17 protein-coding genes and 1 pseudogene are annotated in these 17,018 nt (G+C 61.2%); 7 read left to right on the top strand and 11 right to left on the bottom strand.

What is annotated here, in order from left to right; all coding sequences use genetic code 11:
* Positions 1–477, top strand: a 477-nt coding sequence (locus EN991_RS03945; RefSeq protein ID WP_164768856.1) for an outer membrane protein, incomplete at its 5' end; no start/stop codon positions are given.
* A 95-nt stretch (positions 478–572) separates the two neighbouring features.
* On the opposite strand, the gene EN991_RS03940 is transcribed toward EN991_RS03945, so the two are convergent.
* Complete coding sequence (locus EN991_RS03940) at positions 573–1,169, bottom strand: glutathione S-transferase family protein (RefSeq protein WP_013532484.1); 597 nt, start codon at positions 1,167–1,169, stop codon at positions 573–575.
* Between the two features lie 405 nt (positions 1,170–1,574).
* On the bottom strand, positions 1,575–2,042 hold the full coding sequence (locus EN991_RS03935) for a hypothetical protein (protein ID WP_063167706.1): 468 nt from the start codon (positions 2,040–2,042) through the stop codon (positions 1,575–1,577).
* 574 nt (positions 2,043–2,616) lie between these two features.
* Here EN991_RS03935 and EN991_RS03925 point away from each other — a divergent pair.
* A complete protein-coding gene (locus EN991_RS03925; protein ID WP_013532486.1) occupies positions 2,617–2,928 on the top strand; it encodes a transcriptional regulator in 312 nt (103 codons plus the stop codon).
* Positions 2,929–2,949: 21 nt separating this feature from the next.
* Here EN991_RS03925 and EN991_RS03920 read toward each other — a convergent pair whose 3' ends face one another.
* The 6 genes from EN991_RS03920 to EN991_RS03895 form a co-directional block, all read right to left on the bottom strand.
* A complete protein-coding gene (locus tag EN991_RS03920) occupies positions 2,950–3,564 on the bottom strand; it encodes a LysE family translocator (RefSeq protein WP_064993149.1) in 615 nt (204 codons plus the stop codon).
* 101 nt (positions 3,565–3,665) lie between these two features.
* A complete protein-coding gene (locus tag EN991_RS03915; RefSeq protein ID WP_024504298.1) occupies positions 3,666–4,502 on the bottom strand; it encodes a DMT family transporter in 837 nt (278 codons plus the stop codon).
* Positions 4,499–5,080, bottom strand: a complete 582-nt coding sequence (locus EN991_RS03910; RefSeq protein WP_127368187.1) for a TetR/AcrR family transcriptional regulator — start codon at positions 5,078–5,080, stop codon at positions 4,499–4,501. The genes EN991_RS03915 and EN991_RS03910 overlap by 4 nt, the downstream gene beginning before the upstream one ends.
* Before the next feature lie 135 nt (positions 5,081–5,215).
* Positions 5,216–5,668, bottom strand: coding sequence for a hypothetical protein (locus EN991_RS03905; protein ID WP_127368186.1), 453 nt, complete (start codon positions 5,666–5,668; stop codon positions 5,216–5,218).
* 194 nt (positions 5,669–5,862) lie between these two features.
* Positions 5,863–6,717 carry a 23S rRNA (adenine(2030)-N(6))-methyltransferase RlmJ gene (locus tag EN991_RS03900; RefSeq protein WP_024504300.1) on the bottom strand — a complete coding sequence of 285 codons (855 nt, stop codon included), beginning with the start codon at positions 6,715–6,717 and terminating at the stop codon, positions 5,863–5,865.
* 62 nt (positions 6,718–6,779) lie between these two features.
* The gene (locus EN991_RS03895; protein ID WP_013532492.1) at positions 6,780–7,385 is read right to left on the bottom strand and encodes a hypothetical protein; all 606 of its coding nucleotides are present in this window, start codon (positions 7,383–7,385) and stop codon (positions 6,780–6,782) included.
* A 711-nt stretch (positions 7,386–8,096) separates the two neighbouring features.
* On the opposite strand from EN991_RS03895, the gene EN991_RS03890 reads away from it, so the two are divergent.
* On the top strand, positions 8,097–9,134 hold the full coding sequence (locus EN991_RS03890; RefSeq protein WP_024504301.1) for a UDP-glucuronic acid decarboxylase family protein: 1,038 nt from the start codon (positions 8,097–8,099) through the stop codon (positions 9,132–9,134).
* A complete protein-coding gene (gene galE / locus EN991_RS03885) occupies positions 9,131–10,210 on the top strand; it encodes a UDP-glucose 4-epimerase GalE (RefSeq protein WP_063171800.1) in 1,080 nt (359 codons plus the stop codon). The genes EN991_RS03890 and galE overlap by 4 nt, the downstream gene beginning before the upstream one ends.
* Positions 10,211–10,890: 680 nt before the next feature.
* On the opposite strand, the gene EN991_RS03875 is transcribed toward galE, so the two are convergent.
* Positions 10,891–11,508, bottom strand: a complete 618-nt coding sequence (locus tag EN991_RS03875) for a DUF995 domain-containing protein (RefSeq protein WP_245460891.1) — start codon at positions 11,506–11,508, stop codon at positions 10,891–10,893.
* Between the two features lie 212 nt (positions 11,509–11,720).
* Here EN991_RS03875 and EN991_RS03870 point away from each other — a divergent pair, with 212 nt between their 5' ends.
* The 3 genes from EN991_RS03870 to EN991_RS03860 all read left to right on the top strand — a co-directional run bounded on the left by EN991_RS03870 (position 11,721) and on the right by EN991_RS03860 (position 15,506).
* On the top strand, positions 11,721–13,349 hold the full coding sequence (locus EN991_RS03870; protein WP_127368185.1) for a glycosyltransferase family 39 protein: 1,629 nt from the start codon (positions 11,721–11,723) through the stop codon (positions 13,347–13,349).
* Positions 13,350–13,533: 184 nt separating this feature from the next.
* Positions 13,534–14,460: a lysylphosphatidylglycerol synthase transmembrane domain-containing protein gene (locus EN991_RS03865; RefSeq protein ID WP_027162713.1), complete on the top strand. Its 927-nt coding sequence runs from the start codon at positions 13,534–13,536 to the stop codon at positions 14,458–14,460.
* Positions 14,461–14,504: 44 nt separating this feature from the next.
* On the top strand, positions 14,505–15,506 hold the full coding sequence (locus EN991_RS03860) for a glycosyltransferase family 2 protein (protein ID WP_198032118.1): 1,002 nt from the start codon (positions 14,505–14,507) through the stop codon (positions 15,504–15,506).
* A gap of 160 nt (positions 15,507–15,666) precedes the next feature.
* Here EN991_RS03860 and EN991_RS03855 read toward each other — a convergent pair whose 3' ends face one another.
* Both EN991_RS03855 and EN991_RS03850 read right to left on the bottom strand, forming a co-directional pair.
* Positions 15,667–16,074, bottom strand: a complete 408-nt coding sequence (locus EN991_RS03855; protein WP_013532500.1) for a hypothetical protein — start codon at positions 16,072–16,074, stop codon at positions 15,667–15,669.
* A gap of 292 nt (positions 16,075–16,366) precedes the next feature.
* Positions 16,367–17,018 (bottom strand): annotated as a pseudogene (locus EN991_RS03850) (N-acetylglucosaminyltransferase); the annotation flags it as partial.

Genomic DNA, 17,018 nt, shown 5'->3' with positions numbered 1-17,018 from the left:
GGCCATACCAAGGAAAAGGATCTGGGTGTTGACAATGTTGACGTCGGCACCAAGGGCTTCGTCGGCAGCGTTTTCGGCGGCTATCAGTGGCAGCAAGAGAACTTCGTCTACGGCGCTGAAGCCGAACTCGGCTACAACGGCGTCAAGGGCGACGATTCTGGCGTCAATTCCAAGGCCGGCTTCGAGGGTTCGTTGCGAGCCCGTCTCGGCTATGCCGTGACCCCCGAAATCCTGCTCTATGGCACCGGCGGTCTCGCCGGAAGAAGCCTGAAGGTCGAAGACGACGTATACGGTTCGGACCGCGCCACGTTGCTCGGCTGGACCGCTGGTCTCGGCACCGACATCAAGCTGACCGACAATGTCTTCGGTCGCGTCGAGTATCGTTACACCGACTTCGGCAGCAAGAGCTTCGATGGCATCGGCAAGGTCAAGGCCACCGACAACCGCGTCACCTTCGGCGTCGGTATGAAGTTCTAAGTCGTTCAAGCCACGACACGAAAAAGCCGGGCCTCGCGCCCGGCTTTTTTTATGCTCGCGTGATTTCCGGGTAAATCTATTCGGGTAATGGGCGGTCAACCGGGAATGCAGGGCTTCAGTTCTGGAAACTTCTCGTCGAAGCGTGCCGCCCACCGCGTCAGCCGGGCGCGACCCTTCTCCCATTTCCCGGCAAAGCGCAGCGCGAGATAGCCAAGGCAGGCGCGCAGCGCCATCTGGCCGGCGGTGATCTTTTTCGGCAGCTTCGGCGGGTTGGCGTTGAGCAGGTCGAGTGCCGCCGTGATCTTCGCCCACTGGCGATCGAGCCAGGGCTGATAGACCATCTCCTCAGGCCGCGTGCGCCGTTCATAGACCATCGACAGCGCACAGTCGCAAATGCCGTCGGCCAATGCCTCCAGCACTTCTGCCTCGAGCCGCTTGTCGGGATTGCGTGGAAAAAGCGCGCTCTTCGACAAACGGTTGAGATGCTGGGTGATGGCGCGACTGTCATGGATGGAGCGACCGTCGTCGAGCACCAGAACCGGAATCTTGCCGAGCGGGTTGGCGATCATCAAGTCGGCCGGCTTCTCCTCGGTCTTGATCGGCACCAGATCGACAGCGATGCCGGCATAGGCTGCCGCCATTCGTACCTTGGAACTGTAGGGAGAAGACGACGCATAGAGCAGTCTGGGCATGATCCGTTTCCTGTTTTGCAGGCCGGCAGTGTTGACCGATCGGGCGCGATCGGGCAATGGCCAGAAGCGGAAAACCCAGCCGCCAGCGAGCGACGCAGCGGCCAGGGCCGTTTAGCGAGCGCTCCATGAAGACGGTGCTTCATCACCATGGTTGCCGGGATCGCGCGAAGCCGCCAGCCGACTGGCAAGACCGACGAGCCTCGCGCCGATGTTTCATCACCCGCATGAATGACACGAAAAAAGCCCCACCGGACTCCGCCCTATGGCGAAGTCCTGGGAGCTGCGAAAAGATATCCTCCGTCCGCCTCTGTTCTCGCCTTCCGACTGCCTAAACAACGAGCGGGGCGCCCTGTGAGGCACCCGCCCTTGACTGTTTCGGCACCGCCCCCGGCGAGGGAAGCGCGACTACTTCTTGCCGGCCTTCGCGGGCGCTGCCTTCGGCTTGGCCGCAGGTGCCGCTTTCTTCACCGGCGCTGAAGATTTCGCTGCCGCAGCCTTCTTTGCCGGAGCAGCCTTGGCAGCCGGCTTCTTGGCTGGTGCAGCCTTGGCAGCCGGTTTCTTGGCAGGTGCTGCTGCCTTCTTCGCTGCGGGTTTCGCCGCAGCTTTCGCTGCAGGCTTCTTGGCCGGTGCCGCCTTGGCAGCCGGCTTTGCCGCTGCCTTGGCGGGTGCCGCCTTCTTCACTGCCGGTTTCGCCGCAGCTTTCGCTGCCGGCTTCTTGGCCGGTGCTGCTTTTGCCTTGGCCGCCGCGGCCTTCGGCTTGGCAGCAGGTGCTGCTTTCTTCACTGCAGCTGCGACCTTTGCCGTCGCTGCTTTTGCGGGTGCTTTCTTTGCCGGTGCCTTGGACGCCGGCGCTTTGGATGACTGCTTAGCCATGCGATGCCCCTTCCTTTGTGCCGACGGCCGTAATGACCCGGCGCGCTCATGCATATCTGACTCGCGGCTTGCTAGCCAGCGAAGCAATAGACTGATTTTCGCAGCTTAAATTTCGGTTACGATCGGCACATGGTCGTGCTGATCGTCGCAGAAATTCACTTCTGATCTTCGACCATTGGCTAGAATGTGTCGCCGACATTCTCCACAGTCCGCGGAAGCGCTCCTCTCGTGAAGCTCCGAAGATCAGCGAGCAGCTTTGCGTGTCGATCGTCGGTCGCCGATATCATGACCGCTGCCTCATCGGTGCGATCATCTCGTGCAGGCGGACGATCTATACTGCAATGCGACAGCCGATCGGTGCATCGTCTTGTCAAGCACGAACGCAGATCGGCCTGCTCGTGAATTGACAGATAACTCTACATGGCAGAGTATTCTGTACAGCATGCTGGAGCATTTCAATGTCGATCGCACAGGAGCAAGCGGCGCTGTCGCCGTTCGAGATTGCCAAGACGGTCCGCCACGGCGGCAGCATGGTTGTCGGCGGCCTCCGGCTTGGCTGCGCCGGAGCCAATCGATGAGTGCCGACGAAATCATCCACCAGAGCACTCGGCTCAGGATCATGGCGGCGCTGAGCATGCTGGAAAGGCGGCAAACGCTGGATTTCACCGGGCTGAAAGCCATCGTGGACGTCACCGACGGCAATCTCGGTGCGCATCTCGATACGCTGGCCAGGGCTGGTTATGTCGACATCGAAAAGCTGTTCGTCGGCCGCCGGCCGCAGACGCGCGTCAGGGCGACGACGAGCGGACGGCGCGCGTTCCGCGGCCATGCCGCATTCCTGCGCAAGATCCTCGATCAGGCCGAGGCGGCGGCGCGCAGGAAATAGCGTGATGACTGGGCAATCCGCTCAGCGCGCGGCAACAACGGCAACGCCGGCGCCGATCATCACACCGCCCGCCGCGCGGTTCACCCGGCGTACGATCCTTGGTGTGCGCAACAGGCTGCGGGCGCGACCGGCGAGGACGACATGACCGCCGATCACCACGACCTCGACGGCCACGATCACCATCATCAGCACACCGAGATGACCTGCGTCGAGCGATGCGCCGACGACGCTAGGCAACAGCGCAATGTAGAACAACGGCATTTTCGGATTGCCAAGATTGAGCGCGATGCCGGTGGCAAAAATCATCAACAGCCCTCGCCGTCCTGAGATGGGCTGCAGTTCGGGAATGACGGGCGCCGCCATCCACAGCCTGATGCCCGTCCAGACCAGATAGGCCGCTCCACCATAGCGAAGCACCGTCATGACGATCGCCATCTTGGCGGCGACGATCGACAGGCCGAAGGCGGCGAGGATCAGGAAGATGAGGATGCCGACCACGGTGCCGGCACCGTAGGCGATGCCCGACGCGGCGCCATTGGAGATTGTGCGCGCGATGATCGTCATGTTGTCCGGACCCGGGCTGGCAGCGAACACGAAGAAGGCGGCCGCAAAGGCAAGCGAGGTCGCGAGATCCATGAAAACTCCCGAGGGTAATGCCGCTCTCGGGAGTCCAGACTAGCCGGTTTACCTGTCGGCGCCATCAGGAAAATCGAGAAACTGCGCGATGCGCATTTCCGTCACGGCTGATAGCCGAGGCAGATGGCGCCGAGCGCGACGATGGCGCAGGCGCCGACCCGCCGCGGCGTCAGCACCTCGCCGAGGAACAGACGTCCGATGAAGGCCGCGAAGACGACGCTGGTTTCGCGGATCGCGGTGATCGGACCGGCCGGTCCGAGCGCGAAGGCCGCGACCACGACACCGTAGGCCAGAAGTGCAAACAGGCCGCCGCCCAGCGCCTTCCAGGTTTCCGGCGCACCCAGGTCGACTGTGAGCCGGCCACGGCAGGCGACGAAGGCCGCCGGCAGCAACGCGCCGTAGATCAGCAGCACCCATGCGGTATAGGCGCCGGCGTTTCCCGCCGCCCGAACGCCGAGCGCATCGACCGTCGCATAGGCGGCGATGATCGCTCCCGTTGCCAGCGCATAGAGTATCGATGTCGTGGCGGCCCTGCCCCTTCCGAGAGAAAGGCCCATGATGCCGCCCGCGACCAGCGCGACACCGATGGTCTGCGGCAGAGTGAGCTGCTGGTTGGCCAGGAAGAACCCGCCGAGCGTGACGAGCAGCGGCACGCTGCCGCGAACGATCGGATAGACCTGTCCCAGCTCGCCATATCTGTAGGCGGCCACCAGAAACAAACTGTAGCCAACCTGCAGGCAGGCCGAGAGCACAATGTAGGACCAGGCCGGCGCGGCCGGAAGGGCGTGGAAGAAGGCTAAGGGGATGGCGAGCGCCGTACTGGAAAAGCTCATGACGGTGACGGTCCACAACCTGTCGGCCCCCGTGCGCAGGAACGCGTTCCAGGTTGCGTGCAGGATCGCCGCAAACAATGCGAGCCCGATGACCAGCGGGCTCATTGGGACTTACGCGAAGCAGCGACGATGCCCATGGCCGCCTTGCGGGCGTCGCGAATGGCGGCGTCGGCCGGCCCCATCTGCGCCAGCAAGGTCGCACCTTCGATCAGCATAAGCAGTGTCGCCGCCACGCTTTCGGCGCGGCCGCGCGGCATCATCTCTTCGAGGATAGACCGCATGCGCCGCTTGAGGCCGTTCTTCTGCCTGACAACGGCCTTGAAAACCGGATGCCCGGGATCGCCGAACTCGGCCAATGCATGTGCGAACAGACAGCCATGGAAATCGGCGCTGCGGAACCAGCGTGCATGCCAGTCAAAGATCCTTCCGATTTTCTGTTCCGGCGGAATGCCCTCCTGGGCGAGCCGGTCGAGCTGGCGGTCGAAACGCATAGCGCGATAGTCGAGCACCTCGACGATCAATTCGTCCTTGCTGGGGAAGTGGCGATACATCGTCATCTTGGCCACATCGGCTTCGGCGATGATCCGGTCGATACCCGTCGCATGAAAACCGGCGCGCTTGAACAGCACGTAGGCCGTTTCAAGGACGTGCTGGCGCTTATCGGAAACGGGCGATGGTGTCATGGCGCATACCAAGGTGGTGAGACAGGTCTGCCTCATATCTATGCGACGGATCGCGCCAGCTGTCAACGCAGCACGAAAAACGCCTGCAGCCGATCAAGCCACAGGCGCGAAAGAGATTGGAAGGGGAAACCGGGTTTAGCGCAGAATGCGGCAGCGGCCGTTGTAGACCATCCAGCGGTCGAAGCCCGAGACGCAGAATTCGACATTGTCGCCGATCGAGGCAAAGCCCTGGCCTTCCTCGATCAGGTACCAGATGGTGCGATCGCGGCCGTCGGACAGGCTGACGGTGGCCCCGCAATAACGGCGACCGATCGGCCAGGTATCGTCGGCCGCCAGATAGCGATGCTGGTGAATGCGCCGGAAATCAGTGATCTCTACATCCGGCAGATGCGGCACGTGATGCACCTGATAGGAAAAGCGGCTGGTGATCTTGTTCAGTACCCAAGGCTGACCGCAGACCCCGCTGTCTTCATCGGAATAGACCGTAAGATCGGCGGCCTGCACGGTCTGGGTGATACCGAGAGGCGCGGCAAGCGGGGTGCAGAGCGAAATCAGGGCGGCAAGAGCGGATTTGGCGAAGCGAGTCATGGCAGCCTCTCAAGGTCGATTGTGCGCACTGTGCGGATTCGCTCGGCGGCGGTCAAGCGGTTGCGTTGACAATGGTTTCCCAGTTTGAAACTGCTTTTCGACCAAAGCCGAATTTACACGGCACCGGAATGGCTCTGGCACGTTCATGCCCGGATCCAAAAGAGCGCGGGTCCCGGGTCGTCAATGAGCCCGCCTCAAGCCTGCTCGCCGGCCAGCCATTCCAACGACCAGTGCGCCGGCCGCCCCACCGCAAGCAGCCTGTGCAGGGCCGGCAGCAGCGTCCGCAGCTCGCCCTCCAGCGTGAACGGCGGATTGACCACCAGCAGACCGCTGCCGTCGAGGCTGGGTTCCAAAGAGGCCGGCCTGATCTCGAATTCGATGTCGAGCAGCTTCGGGATGCCCGATTGCTTCAGCGCCTTGCGGAAAGCGATGATCGCCTTGCGGTCCTTGATCGGATACCAGAGCGCGTAGATGCCGCCTGGCCAGCGCTTGTGCGCCCTTATGAGCCCGTCGACGAGGCGATCGAACTCACCCGCTTCCTCGAATGGCGGATCGATGAGAACAAGGCCGCGCTTCTCCTTCGGCGGCAGATGGGCGCCGAGCGCGAGCCAACCATCGAGTTCGATGATCCGGGCCTGGAAATCGCCGGCAAAGAACGTCCTCAGCCTCGCGGCATCCTTGGGGTGCAGCTCGATCGCGGTCAGCCTGTCCTGCTTGCGCATGAGATGGCGCGCAATCAACGGGGAGCCCGGGTATTTCTGGATGCCACCCTCAGGGTTGAGCGACCGTATTGTCTCCAGATAAGGCGCGAGCAGTGCTGCCACCGGCGCGGCAAACGGGGCATCGATCAGCCTGCCGATGCCGCCTTGCCACTCACCCGTCTTCTGCGCTTCGGCCGACGACAGATCGTAGCGGCCAATGCCGGCATGGGTGTCGACGACCCGAAACGCCTTGTCCTTCTGCTTCAGATACTCGAGCAAGCGCGTCAGCACGACATGCTTGACGACGTCGGCGAAATTCCCGGCATGGTAAGCGTGGCGGTAGTTCATCGTCTTGTGCCGTTATGCATGTCGTTGTCCCAAAACCGCTGCACACTTTTGGGCGACATGCATCAGCCCCTGCCCCAGCGCGGCGGTGGCGGCTGAGAGTTCGGATTTTCCGGCCGACCGCCTCGAGTGCGCAAGGTCAGCAAAAATCCGATCAGGCCGATCGCCATCAGCGCGAAGCCGACCGGCCGTGCACGGCTGTCGATCTCGCCTGCGCCGGAGCGCAGGATGAGATCGACAGCCCGCATCGGTATGTCGTCGGCATCACCCGGTCCGACGGTGAAGACGTAGGGACCCGGGCTGACGGTCGCGATGACGCCGGCCTCGTCGCGAAAGATCTTGTCGGGCAGTTGCGGGCTGGCCTGGCGAGGATTGTCGGAATGGTTGAACTGCAGCGTCGAGGCGAGCACCGTGCGGCCATTGCTGGCGGCGGTCAGCGTCAGCACGGTGCGCTGCTGCGAGACGATGCGCTCGGCTCTTGCGGTCAGGTCGACCAGCACCCGCACCGGCGCATCGCGGCCGGAGAGCGGCACCGTCAGCGGCTTGAAACGGCCTTGCTCATAGACCCGCCAGGTGCCGATCTCGTGCCCGGAGAAATTGCTCATCGCCCAGGGATAGATGACACCGACGCCGGCGCCGACAAGCAGGATCAGGACAAACAGAAAGCGCATTCACATCACCATGGCGTATCGTAACCTTGCCAATAGCGCCCCGACGGCCAAAAGGCGATGGCCAGTTGCGGCAGCCACCCTGGAGGTGGACCGTGCGGGGTGCGAGCGCAACCAGATTGGCGGCGTGGCTGCGCAACAATGCCGATAACGTTCTACCTATGCGCTCAAAAATTAAGCCGTGTATTTCGCGCGCCGCGCTGAATATTGCTGTCGGCTCATTCTTGGCCGTTCTTGCTGTCAGGTTTTGATTCTACCTCAAGGGACAGCTTGCCGCGTCCGGCAACATGTTGACGTCGATCGAGCCAATATGCTGATTCGTAAACAGGATTTGCCTTGTGCGCCATGCTTCGATCCGAGAGGCCGTAGCCGCTTTCATGATTAACCATTCGCGAGCGCATTTGGTTAAGAAATTGCTAATTTAGTTGACTATAATTTCCACAGGTATATTTTCGATGCGTTGGGATGTGCAATTTGGGCGAGCAATCGATGGTGACACCGGGCGTGTGATCGCGATTTCGGGGCGCGGAGAATGCTGAGCGGCAGCACGGAGGTTGTGTAGTCGCACCAGCTTCGCGAAAGCCAAAGAACAATTGACGCACATCAGTGATGGCGGTTCCGCAGATGCGGAGGTTTGCCACGTTCTCAGGAACGTGGCCGGGCGATGCTTTGTCCCGGCCCGGCGGTAGCGTGTTCGGTGCGTATGAGGAAAGCATGACTAAGCTTGTCAAGGTTCTGAAACTGGAATCCGGCAGCCAAAAGGACGCCAGCCAAAGCCGACGACGCGCCCTTGTCGCCGGAGGAGCGGGATTTTTAGGTTCGCATCTGTGCGAACGTCTTTTGCGGGACGGATACGACGTTGTCGCGCTGGACAATTTCCACACCGGCAAAAGATACAATCTCAATGCCCTTCAGCGCAATCCGAGCTTCAGCTGCATCGAGCACGACATCGTCGATGCACTGCCTTCGGACCTTCAGTGCGACGAGATCTACAATCTCGCCTGCCCAGCCTCTCCGCCGCACTACCAGGCAGATCCGATCCACACCTTCAAGACAAGCGTGCTTGGCTCGCTGAACCTTCTGGAACTCGCGCGACAGAACAAGGCCAAGATATTCCAGGCCTCGACGTCCGAAGTCTATGGCGATCCCTTCGTGCATCCACAGCCCGAGAGCTACTTCGGCAACGTCAACACGCACGGGCCGCGCTCCTGCTACGATGAAGGCAAGCGCTCGGCCGAAACCCTGTTCTTCGATTATTCGAGAACCTATGGTCTCGATATTCGTGTCGCCCGCATTTTCAACACCTACGGTCGCCGCATGCAGCCCGACGATGGACGTGTGGTTTCGAACTTCATCGTCCAGGCGCTGCGCGGCGAGGACCTGACCGTCTATGGCAGCGGCCAGCAGACGCGCTCCTTCTGCTATGCCGACGACCTGATCGAGGGCTTTATCCGGCTGATGAATGCGCCGAACGCGCCCGCCCACCCGGTCAATCTCGGCAACCCTGCCGAATTCACCATCATGGAACTGGCGACGCTGGTCGTCGATTACACCAACGCCCGATCGAAGATCGTGCATCGGCCGCTGCCCGTCGACGATCCCAGGCAACGCAAGCCGGACATCTCCTTTGCCAGGGCCAATCTCGGCTGGGAGCCGAAAATCAGCTTGAGCCAGGGGCTCGCGCGTACCGTCGAGTATTTTGATACCCTGCTCTACGGAAGTCACACCGCCAGAGGAGCTGCTGCTTCATGAGCCGGCCGGCGGTCCTGGTGACGGGTGGAGCCGGCTTCATCGGCAGCCACACCTGCAAGCAGTTGGCCGCCGCCGGCTACATGCCGGTGGTTTTCGACAATCTGAGCCGCGGCAATGAGAGATCCGTCGCCTGGGGGCCGCTTGTCGTCGGCGATATCCGGGATCGGGATGCACTGCGGCGGGCGATGGAAACGCACCGGCCGACGGCCGTGATCCATTTTGCTGCGCTGGCCTATGTCGGAGAGTCCGTTCGCGAGCCGGCCGAATATTATTCGACCAATGTGACAGGCACCATCGCGGTGCTCGATGCCGCACGCGCGAGTTCGATCGAAAACATCATCTTCTCCAGCAGCTGTGCGACCTACGGCGTGCCGGAGGCGTTGCCGGTTCGCGAGACCTCCTCGCAAAATCCGATCAGCCCCTATGGGCGCACCAAGCTGATCGGCGAACAGATCATCGGCGACTATGCGTCCGCGTACGGAATGAAATTTGCGATCCTGCGCTATTTCAATGCTTGTGGCGCCGATCCCGATGGCGAGCTCGGTGAGTGGCATTCGCCGGAAACCCATCTGGTTCCCAGAGTGCTCATGGCCGCATCGGGCATCATCGACGCGATCGAGGTTTTCGGCACCGACTACGACACGTCGGACGGCACTTGCGTAAGGGATTATATCCACGTCACCGATCTGGCCCGCGCCCACCTGAAAGCGCTCATGCATCTCGAGGGTGGCGGGCGAAGCCTTGCGGTCAATCTCGGCACAGGGCGAGGCGTCTCCATCAAGGAGATTGTCAAGGCGGTCGGCCGAATGACGTCGAGGCCGGTTCCGGCAGTGTTCAGGAGCCGACGCCCCGGAGATCCGGCGGAGCTCTACGCCGACCCGGGAAGCGCACGCGAACATCTTGGCTTTGTGCCGGAGCTTTCAGACATCGATACGATTGTCAGGACGGCCGCTCCCTTTTTCGGACTGAAGACCAGGCCCATGAAACTGCCGCCAGTGAGGGCGGCAGCGCCGGTCGTCGCCCGACGGGTCAGAGATAGCGGGGGTGACAGCTCGCGCGCTGGCCAAATCCGCTAGGGCTGCAGATATAAGGCGAGCCGCCCGAGAACGTGCTGCCATCGCCCGGATTGAACGAGATGTTCACCGGCGCCGGCGTGCTGGCTTTGATCCGTTGCGGCGGTGCAAAGGCGTAGGCACTTTCGGTCCCTATTGTGCTTGTCATCTGGATCGGAAGGTCGGCCCGGAGCGAGCGCACGAGAAATCTGGCCTGCACGGGCTGGACCGCGGGCTGACTGCGGACCGGGTGGACGATGGGCCTGATAAGGACCGAACCGGTTTCAGTTGCGTCCATACCTTGACAACCTGCAACCATAGAGCTCAGCGCCACAGCCGCGGCAATAGATACGACATTCTTGCTTGAGCGAAATACGCTCGCGGAATTTCTCATCCTCTGTCCCTTGCTATCAAGTATAAGCCAGGGGCGCATTGCGACATACTATACTTGGGCCGCTTCCACGCCGCATGAGTGACCACTCGCACATCACACGTTATATTAGATATCACTAATTATTAAATTTCATCAAAACCGTATGGCAGGCCATCGTCTTGTCGTCCGGGTGATGCAATTGAATGCGATTAAATGCGATCGGCGCGCCGATCGCGCCTGCCGAGCCACTCAACTATAAGCGATTCGCGGGTTCCACGACAGGCGCACGGGAAGAACAGCCAGGCCATCTCAGCGCGGCCGGAAGCGCGGCCTACTTTTTGGCATCGACCAGCTTGCGGGTCACTTCGAACTGCGCGCCCTTGGTGTCGCCTGCTTCGAACTTCTTGTATTCGTCGGAAGGATCCTCGGGAGATCGCTTGAAACCGTACCATTCCCCGTCCGGATCCTTGCGTTGCTCGATATTCCGGCCCTGAATGCGGTGGCTGTAGCAGGTGCGGTGCTGCTCGCCGGTGTAACCTTTCGATCGCCAGGCGAGCTCCATGCACATCTTGCCGTCCTTGGTCACCAGCCATCTGCCCTCCGCGACAGACGTGGTGTCCTGCCCGGACGTCCAGGCCTGGAGACGTCGATTGTCCTGCGCGAAAAAGGCCGCGCCGTTTTTCCATATCCATGTGCGGTCGGCATAAAGAAGCTGCAGCTCGTAGGCAGTTGGAGCCGGTGCGATGACCGTTCCCGCTGGTCTGCCGTCTTTGGCGGCAGCCGCATGCGCCGTTCCCGAAAGCGCCGTCTGGCCGCAGAGGGCCAGGAGAAACATGAGTTGCATACAAGTTGCGAACCGACAATGTTTGCGTCGACGGTCGACACCATGCGGTGGCAATCCGGTCAGAGCTGTCAGTACAATTGGCGTTCGCATGCCCGTTTTGCCCAAGGTAGCACTATCATCGCTCTGACAGCCGTATGAACTATTTAACAGTCGCGAGAACGGTGATGTCAACCTTTGCGAGCGGACGGACAACAACCGTTCCAGATGTGCGCATCCCGCTGTCGTCAAAATTAAGAAATGTGTCATATGCTCTGCCCAACTCTGACAATCGCACTCAAAAGCAACATCCGCAGACGTGAGGGAGGACGCGGTTTCAAATGGCGGGCGACCCGGAATTGAACCAGGCTGAAGGTCAGCAATACCGGCAGCAGTCGACCGTCCGGGAAACGACTGCTCGCAACACCGTGAGCCCCAACATGGCGATCTTGCTGGGGATACTGTTCATTGCGATCCTGTTCAGGTTCCACAACATAACCTTGCCGCTGGTCGATGCCTTCAGCTGGCGCGAAACAAGTACCGCGATGATGGCCGACAATTTCCAGCAGCGCAGCTGGAACATCTTCTTCCCCGAGGTCAGCTGGACCGGGCCCGGGCCAAGCTATCAGGGCCGCGAGTTCCAGATCGTCAGCTATCTGACCGCCATACTCTACCAACTCTTTGGCTGGCACGACTGGTTCGGCCGCATGATTGCGGCCCTTTTCGGCTTGGTGACGGTGTTTTCACTGCACAGACTAACGGCGCTATGCTGGGGCGAGACGCACGCCCACGCCGCGGCACTTGCCTATGCGCTGATGCCGGCGGCGATCATGATCGACAGCTCGTTCCTTCCCGACCCCTCGATGCTGGCTCTGGTAACCTTGGGCGTCTGGCTTTTCACGAAATACTGGACGGGAGGCAGCGCGTGGCTGCTCCCCTTCGCCACAGCCAGCTTTTCCCTCGGTGTGCTTGCAAAACCACCGGGTTTGGCTGCTGGAGGCGTCATATTCTATCTGATGGTTTGCTGGCTTTTGCAAAATCGGCGAAAGCATGCGGCCAAAGTATTCATAAGCGGACTGGTCAGCCTGTTCGTCATCGGCGCCTACTACAGCTGGGCCATTTATCTCGGGCGAACCTATCCGCCCTTTCATGTCGCGGGCAGCGGATACATCTGGGATTCTGGATTCTGGACGTTTTTCAACAACGATTTCTATTTCAAATCTGTTTGGAACACGTCGGTCTGGTGGTTTTATGGCTATCCGTTCATGATTTTGATGGCGGTCGGATTCTGGATGCCGCCCCAGCCAGTCGCGGAATCGAAAGAACGCGCTCTTTCGGCCATACCTTTCATATGGCTTGCAGCGGCCTCTGTTGTTTATCTCGCTGCGGCACGTGAGATCACGACCAATCCATGGAACTATCATATATTCCATGTGCCATTTGCGATGTTTTGCGGCCGTGGCGCGGTCGTCCTGGCGACGCTTGGAGCCAAAACCGTTTCGTCTCCTGGGGTAATTCTGCGGTCGATTTGCATCGCGGCCGCTATGCTTGTCTGGTCGACTTTTCCCCTCGTCCGGACGATGAAGGCGCCCTTCGCCATGAATGGAAAGTTGCTTGGCGACGAGCTGGCGCGCAGGGCCCAACCTGGCGATCTTGTCGTGGCCATCGCTCCGGAGGTGGGAGATCCCGTCGCAGTCTATTACAGCAGGGCGCGCGGGTGGGTGTTTCCGCCTGGTGGCGGCGACGTGGAGTGGTCCAGGTTCGTCGAGGACGATGCCATCGCGATAGCACAGCTTGAGGAACTTCGCACGCAAGGCGCGGATTGGTTCGGCGTGGCAAAGGATGCCGAAGACAGTCAGAAACGGCCGTTCATCGAGCATCATGACGGGGTGATCGACTATCTCAACAAGATCGGGACCAAGCGGCTGGATTCGGACAACCTCCTGATTTATGAAATCAGCCGGCCTTGATCTGGTCAGGCCGTTGGGCTTATGGGCTGGGGATCAGGCAAACGTTGGAAATCCGGCGACGGTCAGCGACCTTGCCGACCCGCCCTCGCCTGCCCAACGCAGCAAGCTAAGCGAGACAAGCCGGCCAGCAAGCTCAAATATCTCTACGGCTGGCGGAATTCGACGGTTGCGACCGGAGGAATTGTTGAAACGAGCGATTTCGATCATTGTGACGCTGGCCCTGCTGGCCTGGCTCGCCAGCGACTCGCGCTGGCGCATGGTCGGCGACGCCTTTGCCCGCATCACGCCCGGCACCTTCGCCGTGGCGACGATCGCGTTCTTCGCCACCTATGTCTTGCGTGCGCTGCGCGTCTGCGACGAGTTCCGCGACGAGGTGCATGGCCGCTTCGGCGCCTGCCTGCGCGTCATTCTGATCCACAATGCGATGATCAACGTCGTGCCCTTTCGCGGCGGCGAGACGGCCTTTCCCCTGCTCCTGCGCCAGGTCTTCGGCATACCGATCATGCGCGCCAGCGCCTCACTGCTGTGGTTCAGGCTGCAGGACGCCTTCGTCGTCGGCGTGCTGGCCCTGGCTGTATGGCCGGGCCTGCATCCGGCGATTAGGATTGCGGGCGGGGCCGTCTTGATCACCGCCGCCTGGTACCTGCCGCGCTGGGCGCGTGCGCCGCATGACTGGGCCGGCCGCGGCAAGATCGTGGCGAAGCTCGGCAAGCTCCGAGATGTGTTCACCGAAGCAACCGGACGCTCGCGCTATGGCTGGTGGTGGACGATCGCGAACTGGTCGCTGAAGCTCACTGTGCAGGGATGGTTGTTGGCAATGCTGCTGGGGACATCCTTTTCGACCGCCTTTCCAGGCGTCGTTGGGGCCGAAGGAGCCGCCATACTGCCGGTGCAAGGCGTCGCCGGCTTCGGCACCTATGAAGCGGGAGCAGCGGCGGCGCTGCTCACCTCCGGAATCACGATGAAGAATGGCTTGCAGGCGGCGCTGGCGCTGCACCTGTTCATCTTCTGCTCGGCAATCGCCACGGGTGCGATCGCCTGGCTGTTTCCCTCGAAATCGACGCTGCCGGGAAATCCGGCTGTCGGACCTGCAAGGAAGCCATCCCAATGAACGTATTGCCCATCCCTGCTTCGGGACTGCCTGACGGCGCGGTAATGCCGAACCATACGCTGTCCATCGTCGTCCCCATGTACAACGAGGCCGAAAATGTCGAGCCGCTGCTGGCACGGATCCACCAGGCGATGGAAGGCTACGACCAGCCCTGGGAGGTCGTGCTGGTCGATGACGGCAGCACCGACGCGACGGTGAGCGAGATCAGGCGCCTTGCAGTGCATTACGGCTCGCATGTGCATGCGGTCGAGCTGGTGCGCAACTACAAGCAGACCGCCGCGATGCAGGCCGGCATCGACGCGGCGCGCGGCGACGTCATCGCCACGATCGACGGCGACCTGCAAAATGATCCCTACGACATTCCGCGCATGGTCTATCGCCTGCTGAGCGAGGATCTCGACCTGGTGGTCGGCTGGCGCAAGGACCGCCAGGAAGGGTTTTTCATGCGCAGGCTGCCCTCGCGCATCGCCAACGCGCTGATCGCGCGCGTCACCGGCGTGCGCCTCAAGGACTATGGCTGCAGCCTTAAGGTCTATCGCGGCAACGTCATCCGCAGCGTCAAGCTCTACGGCGAGATGCACCGCTTCATCCCGGCATGGCTGGCCACGGTGACGACCCCGAGACGCATCGCGCAGGAGGTGGTGACGCACCATGCCCGCATCCACGGCCAGTCCAAATACGGCATTTCGCGCACCTTCAGGGTCGTGCTCGATCTGGTGTTCATGTACTTCTTCATGCGCTATCGCACACGGCCGGGACATTTCTTCGGCGGCATCGGCATCGTGCTTGGCGCGCTGGGTTCGCTGATCCTTGCCTACCTGCTTTGCCTGAAGCTGTTTTTCGCCGAAGACATCGGAACGCGCCCGATGCTGTTCACCGGCTTCTTCCTGCTCATCGCCGGGGTGCAGATGGTGACGTCGGGCGTGCTGGCGGAAATGCTGGCACGCGTCTATCACGAGGCGAACGGAGCATCGGCCTATGTCGCGCGGCTACGGCCGCCGGCCGGCGACAATGACGGCTGGCACGCCCCGGGCCGACCATCGTGACCTGATCGGAATGCCACGGAGGTCCGCGCCTAACGAACGCATGGCGGTTGGAGGGCAAGAGGCAAAGCGCAACGTCTGCGCAAACCTCCCGCCCTCCACTCGCGCCCCCCCGGCAAAGACCCGGCAGCAGTCAAATCGGCCGCGCTTCAGGTCTGATGGCTTAGTAACGCGAACGGCAGCTGGCGCGCTGGCCGAAACCGCTCGGACCACATATCCAGGGCGAATGACCCAGGAGCGGGCCGCCATTGCCCAGACTGTAGGAGACCTTCACCGTCGCCGGCCTGCCGACCCGCTGCGGCCGCACGAAGGCCGCATAGGCCTCCTCCCTCGTACGCGTCACGTTGGTCATCTTGGTGAGCGGTTTGCGGTTGATCAGATGCAGCCGCTTGTCCTTGGCGTAGTGCACCCTCTGGCCAAGCGAATGAACCACGGGCTTGGTGCCGATCGAGCTCGTCTTGGTGGCATCCATGCTTTGGCAACCGGACATCATCGAGATCAATGCAACCGCGGCAAATGCACAGGCATGTTTCTTGCCGAGCCTTGCCCCTCTTTCCATTATTTTGTTCATCGCTATCCCCTGCCATGAAATACAAGTCGCTGGAGCGCGGAGATATATTGCTCTTATTTGCTTTCCGCACCACGCGAGTGACCCATCGCCACTCACATCATGAGCTGTATATTAGGGGAGACTTATTAAATATCATGCAAACGATATGATGAGCGCGGTCTTTCGGCACTCGACCGGATATTATTAAAATTTGACCTTTTGGGCCCGTGTCTGGCCCTGCTACAGCTTGCCGGCCGGCTATCAAGGCAAATGCGGTTCAGGGGAGTTGTTTGCGCACGGACGCCTGTCGGCGTCAGCGTGGCGGATTCCAGGCGGGGTCAAGATGGAATGTGCGGGTTCCGCTCCCGCCGCGCCCGGCTCCGGAAACCGGGTAGGCCACGCTGACGATGCGCATACCGCCTGCCCCCTGCTGGAGCCCATATATGCCTTCCAGGCCGCGGTCACAGAACGCGGCGCCCGGGACGAAGAGCGCAACGCCAGCGAGCGAGGTCTGCAAGGCGAGTTTCGCGGCATTGCAACGCAACGAAATTTTGTTCTCCACGAGGTGCCTGGTGATGATCACGACCACAAGCAATCCGTAGACGAACGCATTGAAGGCAGCGAACCAGTAGAAGCCGGCGGCGTCCGAGGCGCGGTCTACAAGAAGGACCGGCAGCGAAGCTCCCATTGCAAGCACCACATAGGGAACAATAACGCGGGCAGGCAGCAGGTTTTTCGGGCCACTGCCCTTGGGGGTAACGCGAAAATCGACGAACGACTTGGTCAGATAATCGCGGATCGACGACAGCGTGCCCGCCAGCACCCACGGCCAACGAGCGAAAAATGAGAACAACATTCCCTCCCAACTGATCGTCTTGGCGGTCAGTGGGCGCGACAGCCCGAAGGACTTCAACAGCATCACCAGCACAATCAGCGAAATCGAGTTCGGCGCATAGTATAGAAGG

Source organism: Mesorhizobium sp. M7A.F.Ca.US.005.03.2.1 (assembly GCF_003997795.1).
In the GTDB taxonomy this organism is placed as follows: Bacteria; Pseudomonadota; Alphaproteobacteria; order Rhizobiales; family Rhizobiaceae; genus Mesorhizobium; species Mesorhizobium ciceri.
Note: the sequence above shows the minus strand (reverse complement) of the source record. Positions and strands in the feature narration are given on the sequence as shown.